General features: G+C 67.3%; 15 protein-coding genes. 9 read left to right on the top strand and 6 right to left on the bottom strand.

Annotated features, from left to right (window positions below; genetic code table 11):
• The first annotated feature begins 44 nt into the window (after window positions 1-44).
• Together wecB and HF323_RS06000 are read left to right on the top strand one after the other, a co-directional pair.
• Window positions 45-1,139: a UDP-N-acetylglucosamine 2-epimerase (non-hydrolyzing) gene (gene wecB, locus HF323_RS06005; RefSeq protein ID WP_169581677.1), complete on the top strand. Its 1,095-nt coding sequence runs from the start codon at window positions 45-47 to the stop codon at window positions 1,137-1,139.
• Between the two features lie 8 nt (window positions 1,140-1,147).
• A complete protein-coding gene (locus HF323_RS06000; RefSeq protein ID WP_169581676.1) occupies window positions 1,148-2,251 on the top strand; it encodes an acyltransferase family protein in 1,104 nt (367 codons plus the stop codon).
• Here HF323_RS06000 and HF323_RS05995 read toward each other — a convergent pair.
• On the bottom strand, window positions 2,205-3,413 hold the full coding sequence (locus tag HF323_RS05995) for a hypothetical protein (RefSeq protein ID WP_169581675.1): 1,209 nt from the start codon (window positions 3,411-3,413) through the stop codon (window positions 2,205-2,207). The two genes, HF323_RS06000 and HF323_RS05995, sit on opposite strands and share 47 nt — an antisense overlap.
• A 77-nt stretch (window positions 3,414-3,490) precedes the next feature.
• On the opposite strand from HF323_RS05995, the gene HF323_RS05990 reads away from it, so the two are divergent.
• Window positions 3,491-4,783 carry a nucleotide sugar dehydrogenase gene (locus HF323_RS05990; protein WP_169581674.1) on the top strand — a complete coding sequence of 431 codons (1,293 nt, stop codon included), beginning with the start codon at window positions 3,491-3,493 and terminating at the stop codon, window positions 4,781-4,783.
• A 70-nt stretch (window positions 4,784-4,853) separates the two neighbouring features.
• On the opposite strand, the gene HF323_RS05985 is transcribed toward HF323_RS05990, so the two are convergent.
• The 3 genes from HF323_RS05985 to HF323_RS05975 are packed head-to-tail and all read right to left on the bottom strand — an operon-like array spanning window position 4,854 to window position 7,519.
• Entirely contained in the window at window positions 4,854-5,828 is a 975-nt protein-coding gene (locus tag HF323_RS05985; protein ID WP_169581673.1) for a glycosyltransferase family 2 protein, read from the bottom strand.
• On the bottom strand, window positions 5,821-6,264 hold the full coding sequence (locus tag HF323_RS05980) for a GtrA family protein (protein WP_169581672.1): 444 nt from the start codon (window positions 6,262-6,264) through the stop codon (window positions 5,821-5,823). The genes HF323_RS05985 and HF323_RS05980 overlap by 8 nt, the downstream gene beginning before the upstream one ends.
• A gap of 28 nt (window positions 6,265-6,292) precedes the next feature.
• Entirely contained in the window at window positions 6,293-7,519 is a 1,227-nt protein-coding gene (locus HF323_RS05975; protein ID WP_169581671.1) for an FG-GAP-like repeat-containing protein, read from the bottom strand.
• A gap of 330 nt (window positions 7,520-7,849) precedes the next feature.
• Here HF323_RS05975 and glf point away from each other — a divergent pair, with 330 nt between their 5' ends.
• From glf to HF323_RS05960, 3 genes are read left to right on the top strand one after another with little or no spacing between them, the layout of a single operon-like run.
• Window positions 7,850-8,986, top strand: coding sequence for a UDP-galactopyranose mutase (gene glf, locus HF323_RS05970; RefSeq protein ID WP_169581670.1), 1,137 nt, complete (start codon window positions 7,850-7,852; stop codon window positions 8,984-8,986).
• A 23-nt stretch (window positions 8,987-9,009) separates the two neighbouring features.
• Window positions 9,010-9,816 carry an ABC transporter permease gene (locus HF323_RS05965; protein ID WP_169581669.1) on the top strand — a complete coding sequence of 269 codons (807 nt, stop codon included), beginning with the start codon at window positions 9,010-9,012 and terminating at the stop codon, window positions 9,814-9,816.
• Window positions 9,816-10,562 (top strand): ABC transporter ATP-binding protein, encoded by a 747-nt coding sequence (locus tag HF323_RS05960; protein WP_169581668.1) that lies wholly within the window; start codon window positions 9,816-9,818, stop codon window positions 10,560-10,562. The genes HF323_RS05965 and HF323_RS05960 overlap by 1 nt, the downstream gene beginning before the upstream one ends.
• On the opposite strand, the gene HF323_RS05955 is transcribed toward HF323_RS05960, so the two are convergent.
• Together HF323_RS05955 and HF323_RS05950 are read right to left on the bottom strand one after the other, a co-directional pair.
• Complete coding sequence (locus HF323_RS05955) at window positions 10,547-11,539, bottom strand: glycosyltransferase family 2 protein (protein WP_169581667.1); 993 nt, start codon at window positions 11,537-11,539, stop codon at window positions 10,547-10,549. The two genes, HF323_RS05960 and HF323_RS05955, sit on opposite strands and share 16 nt — an antisense overlap.
• Window positions 11,536-13,446: a glycosyltransferase gene (locus tag HF323_RS05950; protein WP_169581666.1), complete on the bottom strand. Its 1,911-nt coding sequence runs from the start codon at window positions 13,444-13,446 to the stop codon at window positions 11,536-11,538. Before HF323_RS05950 ends, HF323_RS05955 begins: the two co-directional genes overlap by 4 nt.
• Before the next feature lie 130 nt (window positions 13,447-13,576).
• Between HF323_RS05950 and rfbA the strand changes: the two genes are divergently transcribed.
• Genes rfbA through HF323_RS05935 form a run of 3 tightly spaced genes read left to right on the top strand, consistent with a single transcriptional unit; the run spans window position 13,577 to window position 16,880 of the window.
• Window positions 13,577-14,446, top strand: coding sequence for a glucose-1-phosphate thymidylyltransferase RfbA (rfbA, locus tag HF323_RS05945; RefSeq protein WP_169581665.1), 870 nt, complete (start codon window positions 13,577-13,579; stop codon window positions 14,444-14,446).
• Entirely contained in the window at window positions 14,446-15,444 is a 999-nt protein-coding gene (gene rfbB / locus HF323_RS05940) for a dTDP-glucose 4,6-dehydratase (RefSeq protein WP_169581664.1), read from the top strand. Before rfbA ends, rfbB begins: the two co-directional genes overlap by 1 nt.
• Complete coding sequence (locus HF323_RS05935) at window positions 15,444-16,880, top strand: bifunctional dTDP-4-dehydrorhamnose 3,5-epimerase family protein/NAD(P)-dependent oxidoreductase (protein ID WP_169581663.1); 1,437 nt, start codon at window positions 15,444-15,446, stop codon at window positions 16,878-16,880. Before rfbB ends, HF323_RS05935 begins: the two co-directional genes overlap by 1 nt.
• Window positions 16,881-16,883: the final 3 nt, after the last annotated feature.

Raw genomic sequence — 16,883 nt, 5'->3', positions numbered from 1 at the left:
AGCCCGCGATGAAGGCCGAGAGTCGGCCCGTAGACTTGGTCCCCGTGAAGATCGTCAGCGTCGTCGGCGCCCGCCCCCAGTTCGTCAAGCTCGCCCCCATCGCCCGAGCGGCGGCCGGAGCCGACGTGGATCACGTGATCGTGCACACCGGCCAGCACTACGACCCGATGCTGTCGGACGTCTTCTTCGAGGACCTGGGCATTGCCGCGCCCGACGTGCATCTGGGTGTGGGCAGCGGGTCGCACGGTGTGCAGACAGGCGCGATGCTCGCCGCGCTCGACGCCGTGTTCGACGCGCAGCAGCCGGATTGGGTTCTGGTATACGGCGACACCAACTCGACGGTCGCGGCCGCTCTCAGCGCGGTGAAGCTCCATCTTCCGGTCGCGCACCTCGAGGCGGGACTTCGCAGCTTCAACCGCCGCATGCCGGAGGAGCACAATCGTGTGCTCACCGACCACGCCGCCGACCTCCTCCTCGCGCCGACCCAGGTCGCCGTCGACCATCTCGCGGGAGAGGGGCTCGCCGAGCGGACCGTTCTCGTGGGTGACGTGATGACCGACGTCCTCTTCGACGTGCGCGACTCGCTCGCTGGTCGCCCCTCGCCGCTGATCGCCGGTCTTGGGGTCCAGGCCGGCGGCTACTACGTCGCGACCATCCACCGCGCGGAGAACACCGACGACCCCGACCGGCTCGCCGAGATCGCCGCCGCGTTGGCGAGCCTCGATCGGCCGGTGGTCCTGCTCGCGCACCCCCGCGTGGTCGCGAAGGCGGCCGCGCACGGCATCAGCCTCACGCAGGGTGCGCTCGTGGCGCACGCGCCGCTGGCGTACCCCGACCTCATCGCGGCGGTCCTGTCGAGCGCCGGTGTGGTGACCGACTCGGGAGGGCTCCAGAAGGAGGCGTTCCTGCTCGGCGTGCCCTGCACGACCGTGCGCACCGAGACCGAATGGGTCGAGACCGTCCAGCTGGGATGGAACGTGCTGGCCAACACGGCCGCCGAGATCGCCGCCGGCGTGACCCGTCCGCGTCCGGCGACGACGGATGCTGCGCCGTACGGCGACGGACACGCTGCCGAGCGGGTGGTCGAGGTGCTCGCGTCGCATCTGGGCGCGACCACGCGCCCGGGCCCGGCTGCCTAGGGCGCCGGGTGGTCGCCGCCTTCCCCTCCGCGCCCGACGGCACGGCGCCCGCGCGTCCCACGCGCGTCATCGCCCTGGACGCGCTGCGGGTTGTCGCCGTCCTGGGGGTGGTCGCCATCCACGTGTACGCGGCCATGGTCGTCGATCCCGGCATCCAGGGGACTGCGTCGTGGTGGGTCGCCGTCGCCGTGAACGCCGGCAGCATCTGGGTCGTGCCCGTCTTCGTCATGGTGAGCGGCGCCCTGCTGCTCGCGCCGGGACCGCACCGCGACGGCCCCGGCGCGTTCTACCGGAAGCGGCTGCTCCGACTCGGGCCGGCGTTCGTCTTCTGGCAGCTTTTCTACATCCTCGTGGTGCGTCTCGTCATCAGCCGTGACGACCTCGCCCCGGGACAGATCCTCGCGTCGATCGCTGCGGGTACTCCGTACACGCACCTCTACTTCCTGTACCTCATCGTCGGTCTCTACGCCGTCGCTCCTGTGCTCGAGGCGTTCCTCCGCAGAGGCGGCCAGCGCCGCGCCGTGATCTTCGCCGCCTGCGTGCTCGGCGGTACCGTCCTCACGTACACGATCGCCTCGCTGCTGTCGGCGGTAGGCCAGGAGCATTCGATCGTCCTGAGCGCGCTCACTCAGTGGATCCCGTACGTCGGCTACTTCCTCGCAGGCTGGGCCCTCCGCGACTTCGCCCCTCGCGCGATCTGGCTCGTCGGAACGATCGCCGTCACTGCGGCCGTGATCGCCGAGATCGTGTGGCAGTCGGGCACCCGCGCCGATCACCCCGTGCTGAACACGGTGATGCCGCTGGGCTATCTCGGGCTCGCCCCTGCACTGGCGGCGCTCGGGGTCTTCGCGACGTTCCACGGGCTCTTCGCCCGTCGAGTGCTGCGTCCGCGCGCGCAGCGCGTCCTCGCGATGCTGTCGGATGCCGCATTCGGCGTCTTCCTGGTGCACTTCGTGATCATGCTGGTCGTGCGCGCGGCGTTCGCGCAAGCGGATGCACCCGTGACGGGCTCGCTGGCCGTCACGACGGCGATCTGGGTCGTCGTGGTGGTGCTGTCGTTCGCGATCAGTCTGGGAGCACGCCGGGTGCCGTACCTGCGTCGCCTGCTCTGATCGCGGTCGCGGGCGCTTGCGGACGGACTCCGTCGGGTGCGCTCCGGGAGAGGCGGGCACGACCCGCGACGGCCGTCCAACGGATGACCAGAGCGGCGACGAGGACGAAGAACACCAAGCCGGGAGTCGCGTAGCGGAACTGTGTCGGCGTTCCGTTGGTGACGTTGTAGAGCGCGGTGGCGAGGATCGCGCCGACGAGCAGGTGCGCTTCGACGCGACGCCAGAAGATCACCGCGCCCGCGACGGCGAGGAGGATGACGAACAGCAGCGTGCGGTCCGCCCGCGCCATGGCTGCGGCGTCGCTGATGAGGATGTGCGCGACCATGGCGGGGATGCGGAGAATCGCCTCCCCGAGCGAGTCGACCCCCGCCTGCTTCAGAAACTGATCGAGCTGCGAGAAGGACGGGAACACCAGGCTCTGCAGCACCTGGCAGCCGATACTCGTGGCCGCGACGGCGATCGCGGGCAGCATCCAGCGACTGTTGCGTCGTTCGATGAGTGAGCCCAGCGCCCAGGCCATCACGAACGCGCCTGCCATGATGAGGGTCGCCTGCCGCGTGAAGGCAGAAAGAGCCGTGACGGCGGCCATCGTCACCAGGAGCCACGGCTGCGGTCGATCGAGCCAGCGCCAAGCCGCCAGCAGGGCGATGATCGTGAACAGCGAAGACAGCGACTCCGTGAGCATGCCTGCGTGGAAGGACATGAGGAAGATGCTCGCGTTCACGAGCAGCATCGTTCCGGTCGCGGCGACGTTCCCATAACGACGGGCGACGATGATCGTGAGGAGGATGGTCACTGCGATCGTCGCGAGCAGCGGGACCACAACCATTCCGTACGGGCCGAACATCCACACGAACGGGACGCTGAGGAGCGGGTAGACCACACGCGGCTGTACGAGGCCCCACCCGAAGAGCTCGTCGGTAGGCGGGATGTCGATGTCGAATGGCCGTGCGAACGCCACGGTGAGTTCGCGCGCGGTTTCGGGGTCGTGGCCGCCGAAGAGGTACGCCATCGCGAGGTAGTAGCGCGAGTCGGGGAAGAACAGTCGGTATCCGCGGACGAAGGTGACGCACGTCACCGCGAAGGTCACGGCCACGATGGACCACATGAGCAGGTCGCCCGAGCGTCGGCGGACCCAGGAGGAGATGCGCGAGTCAGGCATGGCGACTCACGCTAACACGTCACGCTCGCGCGCCCGGCCTGAACTGACCGCGCGCGAGGCCCCATAGACTGGAGGTCATGCGTATCGCCGTCGTGGCCCTCGGAAAGATCGGCCTTCCTCTCGCCGTCCAGTTCGCCGACTCCGGTCACGACGTGATCGGTGTCGACGTCAGTCAGAGGACGGTCGACGCCGTGAACTCCGGCGTGGAGCCGTTCCCCGGCGAGGCGCACCTTCAGGAGAAGCTCTCCAGCCTGGTCCCGACGGGGCGACTGCGCGCGACGACCGACTACGCCGAGGCGATTCCCGGCGCCGACGCCGTGGTGCTCGTGGTGCCGCTGTTCGTGAACGACACCACGTGGGAGCCCGACTTCGCCTGGATGGATGCCGCGACCCGGTCGCTCGCCGAGCACCTGACCCCCGGCACCCTGGTCTCGTACGAGACGACCCTGCCGGTCGGTACCACCCGCGGTCGCTGGAAGCCGATGCTCGAGGCGGGCTCGGGTCTCACCGAAGGCACAGACTTCCACCTCGTCTTCTCGCCCGAGCGGGTTCTGACCGGTCGCGTGTTCGCGGACCTGCGCAAGTATCCCAAGCTCGTCGGCGGACTCTCCACCGCCGGCGCCGAGCGCGCTCGGGAGTTCTACGAGGCCGTGCTCCAGTTCGACGCGCGTGACGATCTGCCGCGCGAGAACGGTGTCTGGGACCTCGGGTCGGCCGAGGCCGCTGAGATGGCGAAGCTCGCCGAGACCACCTACCGCGACGTGAACATCGGCTTGGCCAACCAGTTCGCGCTGTTCGCCGCCGACCACGGCATCGACGTCTATCAGGTCATCGAGGCCTGCAACTCGCAGCCCTACAGCCACATCCACCGCCCCGGCATCGCCGTCGGCGGTCACTGCATCCCCGTCTATCCCCGCCTCTACCTCTCGACCGACCCCGACGCCGACATCGTCCGCACCGCGCGCGTCCTGAACGCCTCGATGCCGGAGCGGATGGTCGCGCAGGCGGCGGGCATTCTCGGCTCGCTGGAGGGCACGCGTGCCGTGGTTCTGGGGGCCGCTTACCGCGGGAGCGTCAAGGAGACCGCCTTCTCGGGGGTCTTCCCCACAGTCGCGGCGCTCAAGGCGCGTGGCGCCGAGGTTCGGGTGCACGATCCGCTGTATTCCGACGACGAGCTCCGCGCGCTCGGATTCGAGCCGTTCGCGCTGGGCGATGACGTCGACCTGGCGATCCTGCAGACCGATCACGCCGACTACCGCTCGCTGACCCCATCGGAGCTTCCCGGCATCCGGCTCATGGTCGACGGCCGAAACGCGACGGATGCGGCAGCCTGGGCGGGCACCCCTCGGATCGTCGTCGGCGCGGGCTGACGAGCGACCGCGCCCAATCCGGAGGGGTCGTTACGACCCGGCGTCGCCGTTCGGCCACGCGCGATGGTTGTCACGACGCGGCATCGCGCTCGCGGAACGCGGGGTACGTGGGAGTCGACGGCGTCGCCTGAATGTCCAGTTGGAGCGCGCTGATGAGGAGCTGCGTCCCGATCATCAGCGGAAGAGCGGCGAGCATCACGGTGGCGGCGGTCGCCACGACCGAGGCGGCGATCTGGAAGACCATCCAGATGCTGACCGCCAGTCCGAAGACGAACAGCCCGAGTCCGAGGAAGCCCAAGAGCGCGATGGGCGAGAACGACCACAGGACGTAGCGGTACCACACGCGGGTCCAGAACCCGCGGGTGAGGCGCCCGATCAGTTCGGGGACCACCCTGCTCAACCGGATGCTCGACACCTCGTCGCCGTAGACCGCGGGGATCGGGACGTCGACGGCGGGCACTTGCAGGATGTTGAGGTGGATGAGCAGGTCGTTCTCGAAGCTGTACCGTTTGGCGACGCGGTCCAGCGGCACTCGGCGCAGGACCTCGGTGCGGACTGCCGTGTAGCCGTTCTGCGGGTCGAAGAGGTTCCAGTACCCCGACGCCAGCTTGGTCAGGAATGACAGCGCGATGTTGCCGAAGACCCGGTATCCCGGCATACCGTGGAACGACTCCGGGGCATAGAAGCGGTTCGCCTTGGCGAAGCCGTATCCGTCATCGGTGACGCGGTCGAGCAGATCGGGGAGATACGCGGGGTCCATCTGCGCGTCGCCCGCCATGACCACGTTGACGTCCGCGCCCAGCGCCATGGCGGCCCGGTGCGCGGTGATGATCGCACCGCCGACACCCTGATTGACCTCGTGCCGGATCAGCGTCACGCGCGGGTCGGCGAGGGACGTGACCACGTCACTGGTGCCGTCGGGACTGCAGTCGTCCACGATCACCACGTGGTCCACGAAGGCGGGCATGGTTTCGATGACCCGCGCGATCATCTTCTCCTCTTTGTACGCCGGCACGACGGCGGCGATGATCGCGTCCTTATACATCGACGGGACCATCCTTCGGCGAGCGGGCGAACACCCAGTAACGATATGCGAAGTAGTTCCATACCGTCGTGGCGGCGACCGCGACGATCTTTCCCAGCACCCACCCGCCACCGGCCGTATCGATCCCCCACACGATGACCCCCGTCGCCACCGTGTTGGCGACCACCAGCGCGGTGTAGCGCGCGACGCTGGGAACTACGCGCGCGTCCGAAGCGAACGCCACAGTGCGCTGCAATGTGTAGGTCACGGCGAAGGACGCGACGAAGCCGATGGGAGCCGCGATCGCCACATTCAGGCCAAGCACCTCGTGGAGCAGCCAGAGGAGCGCGAAGTCGGCCGCGAACGCGACGCCACCCATCACGAGGTATCGGACGGCGCTGCGCGACCAAAGTCGTCGAACGAGAGGTGGTCGCGACGAACGCGGGCTGATGGACATCACGTCCATCTTGACAGAGGCGCGCTACTCAGCCGATCTGGGTCATGACGTTCCAGCCATTGCCTACCACTGAGATGGTGCCCCATCCGCCCTTGCCGTTCCCGCGGTAGAGGAGGAGGGAGCCGTCGCTCTTGCGCGCGAGGACGTCCGGCTTGCCGTTTCCGTCGAAGTCTCCCGGCGAGAAGACCGACGTCATGACGTTCCAGCCATTGCCGATTTGCTTCGTCCCATTCCACGCCCCGCCCCCGGTCGTGCGGTAGAGCCAGAGCGTGCCGTCGCTGCGCCTCGCGATGAGGTCCCCGTGGGTGTCGCCGTCGAAGTCGCCGCCGTACATGATCGACGTCATGACGTGCCAGCCGTTTCCGATCTGCGTCGGACCGCCCGACCACCAGCCCGAACCGGATCCCCGATAGAGCATCAGCGCACCCGATGGCTTCACGGCCAGCACATCGGTCCGACGGTCACCATTGAAGTCCATTCCGCCGATGACCTTGCTGAAGGCTGACCACCCGCTCCCGATAGCGGTCGGAGTGGCGAAGCCGCCACCGCCGGTTCCACGCAGGAGCTCCAGCGTCCCGTCCGCTCGAATCCGGCCGACGTCGGCGATCCCGTCCCCGCTGAAGTCACCGAGCGTGACGAGCTTGTCATCCGGTTGCCATCCTGTGCCGGCGACCGCCGTGCCCTTCCACCCTGCAGAGCCGCTGCCCCGGTACACGACGAGCTGGCCGTCCGAGTCGGTGGCTACGACATCACCGGCGAGATCACCGTTCAGGTCACCCGCCCCGGCAGTCGTCGCCGTCTTGCTGAGCCCGAAGATCTGCACCCAGTACGACGAGTAGCACGTTCCCTTCGCGAAGCCGATGCCTACGCCGGTGTATCGCGAGTTCAGGATGTTGGCGCGGTGCCCGGATGATGCCATCCACGCCGACACCACAGCGTTCGCCGCGTAACCGGCGGCGATGTTCTCGCCCGTGGCCGACCAGCCAGAGCTGGCTACCCGCCCCGTCCGCCACGCCGACGTGCTGTGCGCGAAAGTGCAGGTGCTCGCGAGCTGCTGAGCCCATGCCTGGGCGGCTCTGTCGAGAGCCGGATCGGAGATGAGCGGCCGCAGGCCGGCCTTCGTTCGTTGTGCATTCGTCTGTGTGAACACGGAGGCAGCGTCGCCGGTGGCGGCTTGCGCGGGTGCGGCGGAGACGATGCTCGCGCCGACGATCAGGATGACGGGCAGGACGATGGAGAGGATGCGGGCGCGCATGGCGGCCCTCCTTTGCACGCTGGGTTCGTACAACGGACAAGGGCTTGGGGACGCCCGGGCGCTCGGGAAAGCACTTGTGGATCACGGTAGCCGAGTGACTAGTGTGAAAGAAGTCCACCCGTGTCCCCTTTTTGGGGGACGAATTCGACTTTTTTGGGCGTGTCGCGATGCGACTAGCAGATGAAGGAGCTACGTTAACCGCCCTGCGACCCGAGCTTTCCCTCAGGATCTGCTCACGTGCGGCCGGTAAGCTTGTGGGTGCGGCGGTGCCTTCTGCCCGCCGCATCGCCGTTTCCGACGGCGTTCCGTTCGGCAAAGGAACAGCACCGCATGGACTTGCTCGTCGTCGGCTCCGGCTTCTTCGGCCTCACGATCGCGGAACGCGCCGCGGCATCCGGTCGCAAGGTCACCGTCATCGACCGCCGCCGCCACATCGGCGGCAATGCGTTCAGCGAGAATGAGCCGACGACCGGGATCGAGGTGCACCGGTATGGGGCCCACCTCTTCCACACGTCGAACCCGGGGGTCTGGGAGTACGTCAACCGGTTCACGACGTTCACGAACTACGTCCACCGGGTCTACACCAACCACAAGGGGGTCGTCTTCCCCCTGCCGATCAACCTCGGCACGATCAATCAGTTCTTCCAGGCCGCCTACAGCCCGGATGAGGCGAAGGCGCTCGTTCACGAGCTCGCGGGCGAGTTCGATGCGAAGGATGCCGCGAACCTCGAGGAGAAGGGCATCGCGCTGATCGGCCGCCCGCTCTACGAGGCGTTCATCCGCGACTACACCGCCAAGCAGTGGCAGACCGACCCCAAGGACCTCCCGGCTGAGGTCATCAGCCGCCTCCCGGTGCGCTACACCTACGACAACCGGTACTTCAACGACACGTGGGAGGGGCTGCCCACCGACGGCTACACCGCATGGCTGGAGCGGATGGCTGATCACCCCAACATCGAGGTGAAGCTCGACACGGACTTCTTCGACGAGGCGCAGCCGCTCAACAAGAGAGCCACCGTCGGTCAGCTTCCGATCGTCTACACCGGCCCGGTGGATCGCTACTTCGACTACGCCGAGGGTGCGCTGTCGTGGCGCACCCTCGACTTCGAGGAGGAGGTGCTCGAGGTCGGCGACTTCCAGGGCACCTCGGTGATGAACTACGCGGACGCGGAGGTGCCGTACACGCGCATCCACGAATTCAAGCACTTCCACCCGGAGCGTGCCGACCGCTATCCGAGTGACAAGACCGTCATCATGCGCGAGTACTCGCGGTTCGCGTCGCGCGAGGATGAGCCGTACTACCCGGTCAACACCCCCGAGGATCGCACGGGTCTCGTGGCATACCGCGAGCTCGCGAAGGGCGAGCCCGAGGTGCTGTTCGGGGGCCGACTGGGCACCTACCAGTACCTCGACATGCACATGGCCATCGGCTCGGCGCTGTCGATGTGGAACAACCAGCTCGCCTGAGCGCGGGCATCTAGACTCGCATCGTGACCACCGCAGCTGTCGGCGCGCCCGGATCGCCGAGGCGGTACGCGCACTCGCTGTGGCTGCTCTCGGCCCGCGATCTCAAGGTGCGCTACTCGACGAGCGCGCTGGGGTACCTGTGGTCGATCCTCGATCCGCTCGTGATGAGCGCGATCTACTGGTTCGTCTTCACCCAGGTGTTCCAGAGGTCTGTGGGTCACGACCCGTACATCGTCTTCCTCATCACGGCGCTGCTGCCCTGGGTGTGGTTCAACGCGTCCGTCTCGGACTTCACCCGCGCGTTCAACAAGGACGCGCGCCTGGTGCGCTCCACGGCGATCCCCCGCTCGATCTGGGTGAATCGCATCGTTCTCTCGAAGGGCATCGAGTTCCTCTGCTCGCTCCCGGTGCTGGCTCTGTTCGTCGTGATCGCGGCGTTCGGAGACACCCCCGTGCAGCTCAACTGGGGTCTGTTGCTGTTCCCGGTCGCCGTGCTGCTGCAGACCGTTCTCCTGGTCGGACTGGGTCTCCTCGTCGCGCCGCTCTGCGTGATCTGGACGGACCTCGAGCGGACGACCAAGCTGATCCTGCGGGCGTTGTTCTATGCCTCGCCCATCATCTACGGCGTGTCCGACCTTCCCGGCATCTTCGAGACCCTCGCCGCGTTCAACCCTCTGTCCGGCATCTTCGCGCTCTATCGCGTCGGCTTCTTCGCCGAGGAGTGGGATCCGTGGGTCGTCGGCATCGGCGCGGTCATGAGCTTCGGCTTCCTCGCCCTCGGCCTGTACGTGTTCCGCCGTCTCGAGCGCCCGCTGCTGAAGGAGCTGTGATGCCGGCATCCGATCACGCCATCGACGTGCGCGGCCTGGGGGTGCGGTTCCGCCGCAATCGCCGCGGCCGTCGCAGCATCAAGGATCTCTTCGCAGACTCCAGCCGCCGCTCCAAGCCGGGGGAGTTCTGGGCGCTGCGCGACGTCTCCTTCACCGTCCGGCCCGGAGAGTCGATCGGCGTGGTCGGGCGCAACGGTCAAGGCAAGAGCACACTGCTCAAGCTGGTGGCCGGGGTGCTCCTGCCCGACGAGGGCGACGTCGCCGTCCACGGCGGGGTCGCGCCGCTGATCGAGATCACGGGCGGGTTCGTCGGGGATCTCACGGTCCGCGAGAACGTGCGCCTGACGGCGGGTCTGCACGGGATGCCGCGAGCCGAGGTGTCACGACGCTTCGACGGGATCATCGATTTCGCCGAGCTCGAGGAGTTCATCGACACGCCGTACAAACACCTCTCCAACGGAATGAAGGTGCGCCTGGCGTTCTCTGTCGTGTCCCAGTTGGAAGAGCCCATCCTGCTCGTCGACGAAGTGCTTGCAGTCGGCGACAAGGCCTTCCGTGAGAAGTGCTACCGCCGTATCGACGAGCTTCTCGCCGACGGACGCACGCTGTTCTTCGTCAGTCACAACGAGCGCGATCTGCGCCGGTTCTGCACCCGCGGTCTGTATCTCGACAAGGGCAGGTTGCAGCTGGACGCACCGATCGGCGACGTTCTCGATCGCTACAACGCCGACTACACGGCGGGCTGACCCTCCGAGGCCGCCTTCAGCGGCGGCATCGGCGACCACGTCTTGTCCTTCGCGATCTTGCGACCGTCACGGATGCCTCGGAAGAGGTTGCTCGTCCCGCGGATCTTGCGCTCGACGAAAACCAGCCGGATGAGCTCTTTGAGGAACGTCAATCCGGACCCGAGCCAGAATCGGACGGGCCGGTACGCGCCGTGAGCCTTGAAGTAGTGCTTCATGTACCCGCGATTGCGCATGATGTAGTAGCGGTACGCGTCGCTCGACGCGTTGAGGTGACGGATCCCCATGTCCCACTGCCTGATCTCGCGTGTCCGGCGCAGCACGAACTCGTCCACGATCACCGCGGCCGTCTTGCGGGAGGCGAGCCAGCCGTAGATCGAGTCATCCCAGTAGATGAAGAAGCGCGGGTCGGGCAGGCCGATCTCGGAGACGATGTCGCGGTGGATGAACATGCCCTCGAAGCATCCGGAATTCATGTCGCGATAGCCGGATGCGTCGAAACCGGCGGGGGCGAAGGGGATCGGGATTCCGAAGGGGATCGACAGTCGGTACTGCCAGTAGAACTCGCTGCCGTCGTAGTCGTAGCGACGGCCCTGGATGCTCTTGAACCGGGGCGCCCAGGCGCCCATCTTCGCGAGGCCGTCGGGGAGAACCTCGACGTCGTCGTCCATGAGCCAGATCCACTCGGAACCGAGTTCGTGCGCGACGCGCATGCCTTCGCTGAAGCCGCCGGATCCGCCGGTGTTGGTCTCCATCCGGCGGTACACGAGCTCGGAACCCAGCCGAGCTCGGAATCCTTCGACGACGTCAGCGGTGTCATCGGACGACGCGTTGTCGATCACGACGACGTGCCCGGGCTTCGGGTCCATCACGGCGATGCTCTCCAGCAGCCGCGTCAGCAGGCCGGAGCGGTTGTAGGTGACGATCGCGATGGTCGCCGTCGCGGGGTCGAACCCGGGGGATCCGGATGCGGCGGTCACCGGTCGCTCCCGAAGGTACTCCGCCACGCTTCGAGCGAGGTCAGCTCTGGCGCCGATTCGCGGTAGCGCGCGGCGAGTTTCGGCCACTCCTGCCGCAGCCGTCGGTGAAGCCGGACGCTTTCGAGAAGCATGCGGCGGAACTGGCGCCGGTCGCGTGTGTAGATGTTCTTGCCGGAACCGTCGGCCGCGCTGACCAGGGCGCTGTCGTACATCGGAAGCCGCCACCAGTGGGCGTCACCCTTGCCGAACTCGACCTCGGGCTGGGCGATGTTCTCCGGTCTCGGTGCGTGGAACCAATGCGAGACGAGCGTGCTCAGTGTGAACCACCGAAGGCGGAGACCGGTCGGGTTGTCGAGCTTATGCACGGAAAGGCGCTTGAACACCACGCGGCCGCGGCGAGAACGCAGCGGGACGCCGGAGTCCTTGTGAATGACCGTTTCGGGGAAGTCTGCAGCGAGCGCGCGCGCCTCGGGCATGGCGGTCGCCAGGTTCCGGCGCATGTGCTCGGGGCCGGACAGGACGTCGCGAAGGGCACGGTGGCGGAGCGCGACGGGGTAGTACTGCATCATCATCAGATGCTTCAGGTCCATACGGCGGCTGTGGCGGAGAAGTGTGCCGCCGCCGGAGATGGGCGAGTGAAGGAGTCCTGCGACGATGCGGTTGCGGGCATGGAAATAGGCCTGCCAGTCGATGCTGTCGTCCTTGCCGACCCACGACACGTGCCATAGCGCGACCCCCGGAAGGGACACCGTGGGATAACCCGCTTCCCGGGCGCGGAGACAGTACTCGGCGTCATCCCACTTGATGAAGGCGGGAAGGGGCAATCCGACCTCGCGGATCGCCGCGATGGGGATGAGGCACATCCACCAGCCGTTGTAATCGGCGTCCAGGCGCATGTGCAGCATCGGCGTCTGGCGGAGGTTCGCCACGCTGAAGTCGTGGGGGAGCTTCTCCTGGTAGAGCGCGCGCCACATGAAGGGCACCTCGTCCACGACCTCGGCCCAGGCGTGCAGCTTGGGGCGATCGAGGAGGTCGAACATATGCGCACCGACGATCGTCGGTACGCTCGCGTAGCGCGCGAACACGATGGATCGACGCACCGACTCCGGCTCGAGTCGCACATCGTCGTCCATGAGCTGGACGAACTCCGTCTCCGGTCGCGCGAGACTTTCGGCCATGACACGTGCGAAGCCTCCCGAGCCGCCGAGATTCGGCTGAGTGACGATCTGCAGGGTGTCCCCGAGCGAAGCGGACACCTCGGCGAACTCAGCCTGCGCGTCGACTCGCCGGTCGCCCTGATCGATGAGGAAGATCCGGTCGACGAGTTCGAGGACATCCTCGGACTCGGCGAGATTCATCAGCGTCCAGATGCAGTAGTCCGGCTTGTTGTAGGTCGTGATGCCGATCGACGCCTTGCCCTCGCGGGCCGGGTCTTGTTCCGTCGTCCACTCGGCACCCTCGAACAAGGCGTTCTTCTCGTCCGCGACGATGTCGAACCAGATGAAGCCGCCGTCGCTGTACTGGTCGAGGACGAGATCGAAGGTCGTCGCCGCCGCACCCTCGACCTCGCGAGTCTCGATGCGCTGGCGCACACCGGAGCCGTTCGAACGGTAGACGAGGATGGTCGCAGGGCCCACGGTCCGGACGGTGAGGCGGACCTCGCGCGCGGTCGTCCAATGCTGCCAGTAGGCGGCGGGGAAGGCGTTGAAGTAGGTGCCGAAGGACACGCGCCGCCCGGCGACGATCCGCGCCGACGTGCGCCCGAGGATGTTCCCGAGCTGGGCGCGGCTGGAGACGCGCACCGGCTCCTCGTCGATGACCGACCACGTCTCGGGGTCCACATAGAGGGGAAGAAGATCGGGATCGCGGTCGGTCGGGAAGACGACGTTCTGAAGAATGTGTGTCACGTGGGGGCTTCCATGAGCGGGCAGGGCGCGGGGCGTCGGGCCGAGAGAGAAGCCTACCGTCCCTGCTCAGGGTCTGACTGTGAAGACCCCGGCTGGTGCGGGCGCACGAGCGGTGTGGGACGCTGAACCCGTGAAGGGAATCATTCTCGCCGGTGGTGCCGGAACGCGCCTTCATCCGATCACGCGCGGCGTCTCCAAGCAGCTCATCCCGGTCTACGACAAGCCGATGATCTACTACCCGCTCACGACGCTGATGCTGGCGGGGATCCGCGACATCCTCGTGATCACGACCCCACATGACGCGCCGTTCTTCGAGCGGCTTCTCGGCGACGGCTCGCAGTTCGGCGTGGCCCTCTCCTTCGCGCAGCAGCCGACCCCAGACGGACTCGCGCAGGCATTCACCATCGGCGCCGACTTCATCGGTGATGACAAGGTCGCCCTGATCCTGGGCGACAACCTGCTCTACGGGCCCGGCCTCGGGACCAAGCTCAAGCGATTCCGGGATGTCATCGGCGGCGCCATCTTCGCCTACTGGGTCGCGGAACCCAGCGCCTACGGCGTGGTCGAGTTCGATGCGGAAGGTCGCGTCGTCGCGCTCGAAGAGAAGCCCGCCCATCCGACCAGCAACTATGCGGTGCCGGGTCTCTACTTCTACGACAACGACGTCGTCGAGATCGCCCGGGGTCTGGCGCCGAGTGCTCGGGGAGAATACGAGATCACCGACATCAACCGGGCGTATCTCGAGCGCGGCAGCCTGCACGTGGAGATCCTCGCGCGCGGAACCGCGTGGCTGGACACCGGAACATTCGATCAGATGACGGATGCCGCTGATTACGTGCGCACGATCCAGCGAAGGACCGGCCTGTCGATCGGCGTCCCGGAGGAGGTCGCCTGGCGCGAGGGCCTCATCACCGACGACCAGCTCCGCTCCTGCGCGGAGACGCTCGTGAAATCCGGGTACGGCCGGTACCTGCTGGAGACCCTGGAGAGGGGGCGCTGATGGCGCATCTGCTCGTGACCGGCGGTGCCGGGTTCATCGGGTCGAACTTCGTCCATCATGTGATCGAGCACACCGACCACCGCGTCACCGTTCTCGACAAGCTGACCTACGCCGGCCATCTGACGTCACTGGAGGGGCTCCCCGATCGCCGGGTGAGATTCGTGCGCGGGGACATCGCCGATGCCGCGCTCGTCGATGAGCTGTTCGCGGGTTCGGACGCCGTCGTGCATTTCGCGGCGGAGTCCCACAACGACAACTCGCTGGCCGATCCACGGCCCTTCCTCGACACGAACATCGTCGGCACGTACACCCTGCTCGAGGCGGCTCGCCGGCATGACCTCCGGTTCCATCACATCTCCACCGACGAAGTGTACGGCGACCTCGAGCTCGACGACCCTCAGCGATTCACCGAGACGACCCCCTACAACCCCTCGTCGCCGTACTCGGCGACCAAAGCGGGGTCGGACCTTCTCGTGCGTGCGTGGGTGCGCTCCTTCGGAGTGCGCGCGACCATCTCGAACTGCTCCAACAACTACGGCCCCCGCCAGCACGTGGAGAAGTTCATCCCCCGTCAGATCACGAACATCCTGCGGGGCATCCGTCCCAAGCTGTACGGAGCGGGAGCGAATGTGCGCGACTGGATCCACACGGACGACCACTCCTCTGCGGTGCTCGCCATCCTGGAGGACGGGGCCCTCGGGGAGACGTATCTCATCGGAGCCGACGGGGAGCGGAGCAACAAGGACGTCGTGGAGCTGATCCTCCGCCTCATGGGGCGGCCGACCGACGCCTACGATCACGTCACCGATCGCGCAGGACACGACCTGCGATACGCGATCGATTCCACCCGATTGCGTGCCGAGCTCGGATGGAAGCCGCAGTTCTCGGACTTCGAAGCCGGGCTGGCGGCGACCATCGAGTGGTACCGCGCGAACGAGCAGTGGTGGGCTCCCGCGAAGGACGCCACGGAGGCGTCGTACGCACTGCGGGGGCAATGATGGCCGGCGACGCGGCGAGCGCCTCGCCCGTCTTCGAGAAGGCTCTGAAAGCAGCCGCTACGGAGATCCCGGGCCTGACGGTGTGGGAACTGCCCGTCCACGGCGACAGCCGGGGCTGGTTCAAGGAGAACTGGCAACGCGAGAAGATGACCGCCGCGGGCTTGCCCGACTTCGGACCGGTGCAGAACAACGTGTCCTTCAACGGCGCGGTGGGAACGACGCGGGGCATTCATGCCGAGCCGTGGGACAAGTGGGTCTCGGTGGCCACCGGACGCATCTTCGGCGCCTGGGTGGATCTGCGTCGGGGGCCGACCTTCGGCGCCGTGCACACAGCGGAGCTCGATCCGTCGCGCGCGGTGTTCGTCCCCCGCGGAGTCGGCAACGCGTACCAGACGCTCGAGCCCGGAACCGCCTACACCTACCTGGTCAACGATCACTGGTCGCCGCAGGCGACGTACACCTTCCTCAACCTCGCAGACGAGAGCGCCCGCATCCCGTGGCCCGTCCCTCTGGACCGCGCGGAGATCTCCGCCAAGGACAGGGCGCACCCTCGCCTTCAGGAAGTCGCCCCGATGCCACCGCGCAAGATCCTCGTGCTCGGGGCCGGTGGGCAGCTCGGCCGCGCGCTGCGTGGAGTCTGGGGGGAGGGGGATCACATCGAGCACACGACCCGCGAGGATCTCGATCTGAGCGACCCGCAGCTCGGCACGCGCCGCCGCTGGCGCGACTACGGCGTCATCGTGAACGCCGCAGCATTCACGGCAGTGGATGCCGCCGAGACGCCGGCGGGCCGCGCCGACGCGTGGAGGACGAACGTCTCCGGCGTCGCCGCCGTGGCGCGCATCGCCGCCGAGAACGGCATCACCCTCATCCACGTGTCGAGCGACTATGTCTTCGACGGCACGCTCGGGCGGGCGTACACCGAGGACGATCCCGTCGCGCCCCTCGGCGTCTATGGGCAGACGAAGGCCGCGGGCGACGCCGTGGTGGCCGCGGTTCCCCGCCATTACATCCTCCGCACGTCCTGGGTCATCGGCGACGGGAAGAACTTCGTGCGCACCATGGCATCGCTCGCCGCGCGAGGAGTCGATCCGGCCGTCGTCGACGACCAGGTCGGTCGGCTCACCTCCGCCGAGGACATCGCGAGAGGCATCCGCCACCTGATCGACGTGCAGGCGCCCTTCGGTACCTACAACCTCACGGGCGAGGGCGAGCCGATGTCATGGGCCGCGATCGCGCGGTCCGTCTTCGCGGCCGCAGGATTCGATCCCGGGCGTGTGGAGGCGACGTCGACGGCTGAGTACTCGGCGCGAGCGTCGCATCCGTCGGCGCCCCGGCCGGCTCGCAGCGTGCTCGACCTCGCGAAGATCGAGGCGACGGGGTTCAGGCCGACGCCCGTGGACGATGTCATCGCCCGCACTGTCGCGTCGCTCTGACCG

Origin of the sequence: Microbacterium sp. MF43 (genome assembly GCF_012847295.1) — a bacterium.
Classification (GTDB): domain Bacteria; phylum Actinomycetota; class Actinomycetes; order Actinomycetales; family Microbacteriaceae; genus Microbacterium.
This window is presented reverse-complemented; position numbering and strand designations above follow the sequence as displayed.